This window comes from Syntrophorhabdaceae bacterium (assembly GCA_035541755.1).
GTDB lineage: Bacteria > Desulfobacterota > Syntrophorhabdia > Syntrophorhabdales > Syntrophorhabdaceae > PNOF01.
Genome location: DATKMQ010000029.1, coordinates 1 through 3,608, shown reverse-complemented (window position 1 = coordinate 3,608; position 3,608 = coordinate 1). Strand labels below are relative to the sequence as shown.

The following is a 3,608-nucleotide window of genomic DNA, read 5'->3' as shown; positions in this document are numbered from 1 at the left end:
GTTTCCCACGGGCGAGACGATGCTTGTGGGCGGCGGCGGTGTACCCGATGAATCATACGACATTGGCCGCTGAGTGCTCGCTTCGGTTCTGTGGCACGAGGGGATCCGCAGACTGGACTACGTGGCCCTCTCACACGTTCACCCCGACCATGGGCTCGGCTTTGATTCATCCTTCGCAATTTCGACCTGGGTCCTTTTGGACGAGTGGAGTCAGCACGATAGAGCGGCAGGGAAGGAGCAGCCGTTCCCGCAGCGAGGAAGGCCGGGTTATTCATAGCCGGCTCTGTGAAATCGCGTTGAAGCGGAAGATAACTATTCGGACGTTTCCCGGTCTGTCGCAAGATGTGCAAGTCGGCGGGGTCCGAATACGCCTGCTCCATCCAACTCTCGGTTTTCCGGGGTCCAAGCTCAAAGATGACCTGAACCAGGTCTCTCTCGTACTCGACATTACGTATGGTATTTATTTGCTAGGTACATGATTTATCTATGAAAGCTGTAGAACAGCATCATATGATCTACAGATACAAACTGTTTGGATGGTCCATCGCAGAACGCCTCATAGGAGAGCTGTACGTAACAAAGCCCATTTTTCTGCGTGATTTTGAATAGGTATACTGACTTAGTTTGTAAGCCTCCGATTCTGTCTAACCTGCTGATTTTTCGTCAACCTGACAAAAAAACTTTCTGCCGTGATCCATATTATTGCATCTAATCCTTGCATGTTTAAAGTGTTTATTGCCCGCCCGGAGGATAGGGCAACGCTGGGGAGCGACCCGAGCGCCGAGGCGGGGGAATGACGGAGGGGCAGATCTTATCGATTCTGCCCTTCTTTTATTCTAGCCCCTCCCGAGTTCCTCAAGGCGTTAAACCCCGGGGGTTTGGGGGCAGAGCCCCCATGGACGCGCAATCACCCGGGACTTTGTGGGGATGTTCGCTCTATCACCAGTTCCATCGCTTTGTAGTAATCCTTTTCTACTTTGAGATTTGAGACCCTGCAGTACCTCTGGGTCGTCGCAATTCGGCTATGTCCGAGAAGGTCCTGTATGACAGTCAGATCGGCGCCGGCATTGAGCAGTTGCGTCGCCATGGTATGCCGGAGTTCATGACAGGATGTTCTCAAACCTGATTTCCTTGCATAAAACTCCAATCTTTTCTGGATACCACGCACTGAGATTTGCTTGCCCTTAAGGGCTCCCTTGTCCACCAGGAATAGGGCTTTCGACCTGACTGGCTGCCTTTCCCGAAGGTAATCCTTAATAGCGCCGTGTGCATCGGTGCTCATGTAGACTATTCGGCCTTTGGCGCCTTTTCCGCTTCTTATTACTATCGTTCCCCGACGAAGATCGAGATCATCAACCTTAAGCGCGGCTGTTTCTTCCACCCGAAGCCCGCAACGGAGCATAAGATAGAAGATGGCCCGGTCCCTTACGCTGTCTATAGCCTTGAAAAGTTTTACGACATCTTCATCTCGAAGGAACCGGGGCAGCGGTTTTGGAAGTCGGAGCAAATAGCCGGATTTCACTGGATTCTCAATATCGATAGATTCTTCATCCTTCAGATATTTGTAAAAGGATCTGATGCTATCGAGATAGCAGTTGATTGTCTTTGGATGCAACCTCTTATCGAGAAGATAGTCAATGAACGAGAGGACCTTCTTTCGATCGACCGTTTCAATCGGACAATCGACCCAGATGACGAACTGCTTGAGTGTGCTCAGGTAGTCCCTCACAGTGCACCGGGAGTAGTTCCTTCTTTTCAGAGAGCGCCTAAAGCCTATGATCGAATCGGTAATTCCCATGGATTTCCCCCTTTTCGATCAAAGCCATTGCCCTGAAGTACTCATCTTCCCTGGTTTTGTCCGTCAGCCTGGCGTACCTTCTTGTTACTTCAATACTTGTGTGGCCGAGGAGCGGCTGGACACACTCGAGTCTCATTCCCGCATTGAGCAACTCGCTCGCGAAGGTATGTCGAAGGCAATGAAGCGTGTACCCTTTTTGCTGCAGCCCAGCTTTTTTCAAGTATTTGACAAACATCTGCCGGGCTGCAGCATAAGTGATGCTCTCGTATTTCTTTCCGTAGGCGAGTACGCTCTCTCTCGGGTCTTTTTGTTCCAGCCAGGCGACCAGGGCATCTTTGGCGTCGCCACTGAAATAAACAACCCTCCCAACTCCCGTCTTTCTCGCCTCGTGGATGAAAACCTTCTGTTCAGCGAGATTGATATCCTCCACCCTGAGCGCAAGAAGCTCTCCTATTCTCATTCCTGTCCTCAGGAGCATGAGTACCAACGCCTTGTTGCGGGGTTTGTCAATGACGGAAAGCAACTGGCGCACATCCTCGGGGGAAATTGCTTTCGGCAGAGCATCAGGAACTTTCACTGAAATTTTCTTTGACAGAACCTCATGGCGGATCACTCCATCTTCGATCAGATGCCGGAGAAACGCTTTCACGGAACCAAGTCGTCCGTGGATGGAAACGGGCTTCAATCCGCGATCCTGTTCGTGCTCAATAAAAGCCTCGATATCTTTCCTGCTCACCGCTTCTATGTGAGAAATTCCTTTCTGCTTCAAAAACTCCAGGAAAGAACCTATCGATCTGTAGTTGAGATCGAGGGTGTTGGGCCGCCGGTTCCGGCTGTAGAGATGAAAAAGGTACTTCTCGGCATACTCGAATCCGGGCAGGTCCCGTTCTTTGAGCCTACCTGAAAGCTTTTCGAATACCTCCTTGGCGGGATTCGGAATTTGCCTTCGAAACGGGGAAATGGTTCTTGCGGGAGCGGACCAAGATTGGTGCTGTCTTATCTCTTCTGAAAAAAGTTCCGGGGCCATTTTCTGCCTCCTTTCTGTTTTTTCACCAGAAATAACAGGCAGATAATGCCCAAAATCATTTAAGGGTCAATCATCTATTTTGTTACGTACAGAGGCAGCGTATGTTGAACAGGCAGGTGTGGTCGTCGGTAAGGGCCATCCTGTGCATCTTCTTATACATGTGAGCATTGTTTATGGCGATTGCGGCATATTCGGCTATGGTTTTCAGGGCTTTCATATCAAGGTCGGTGAACACGTCCTGTTCGATCCTGTTTACCAGTTCGATTGCCCCCAGTGTCTTGCCCCGGTTCCGAAGCGGCACGCAAATCAACGATTTAGTATGGAAATTGCAAAGCTGGTCAATCCGCCCGCAAAATCTCGGGTCTTCACGCGCATCTTTAAGAAGAACACTTTCACCAGTCTTGGCGACCCAGCCTGCAATTCCCTCCCCGAGTCTAAGGCGTTGGCCTTTGATCAGTTCGGCCCCCTCTCCTACAACGATTTCAAAGCACAGTTCGTCATTGCTCGGGTCCAGGAGCATCAGGGACCAGTTGCGAGGTCTTAGAAGCTTTCCAACCTGCCTCATTATCGTTTCCAGGATTTCCGCATGATCCAAAGATGAGGTAAGGGTGCTGGCAAGCTCAGCGTAGATCTCGTGCTCATTTCTCACTCTGCCGAAGTCGTCCCGCATCTCTTGATTATCTTGCATGTGGAGCCCTTTGAAATATTGGGAATGACGGAATTATATGGAACCGAATCCTTTGTCCGGGCGTAAACCCGGTGTTCGGCGCTCTTATACCAAGC

3 protein-coding genes are annotated in these 3,608 nt (G+C 50.5%); all 3 read right to left on the bottom strand.

Annotated elements, in window-relative coordinates; translation table 11 throughout:
- Positions 1-907: 907 nt before the first annotated feature.
- Complete coding sequence (locus VMT62_02275; protein ID HVN95230.1) at positions 908-1,798, bottom strand: tyrosine-type recombinase/integrase; 891 nt, start codon at positions 1,796-1,798, stop codon at positions 908-910.
- Complete coding sequence (locus VMT62_02270; protein ID HVN95229.1) at positions 1,767-2,825, bottom strand: tyrosine-type recombinase/integrase; 1,059 nt, start codon at positions 2,823-2,825, stop codon at positions 1,767-1,769. Before VMT62_02270 ends, VMT62_02275 begins: the two co-directional genes overlap by 32 nt.
- Positions 2,826-2,907: 82 nt before the next feature.
- Positions 2,908-3,513 (bottom strand): GAF domain-containing protein, encoded by a 606-nt coding sequence (locus VMT62_02265; GenBank protein ID HVN95228.1) that lies wholly within the window; start codon positions 3,511-3,513, stop codon positions 2,908-2,910.
- Positions 3,514-3,608: the final 95 nt, after the last annotated feature.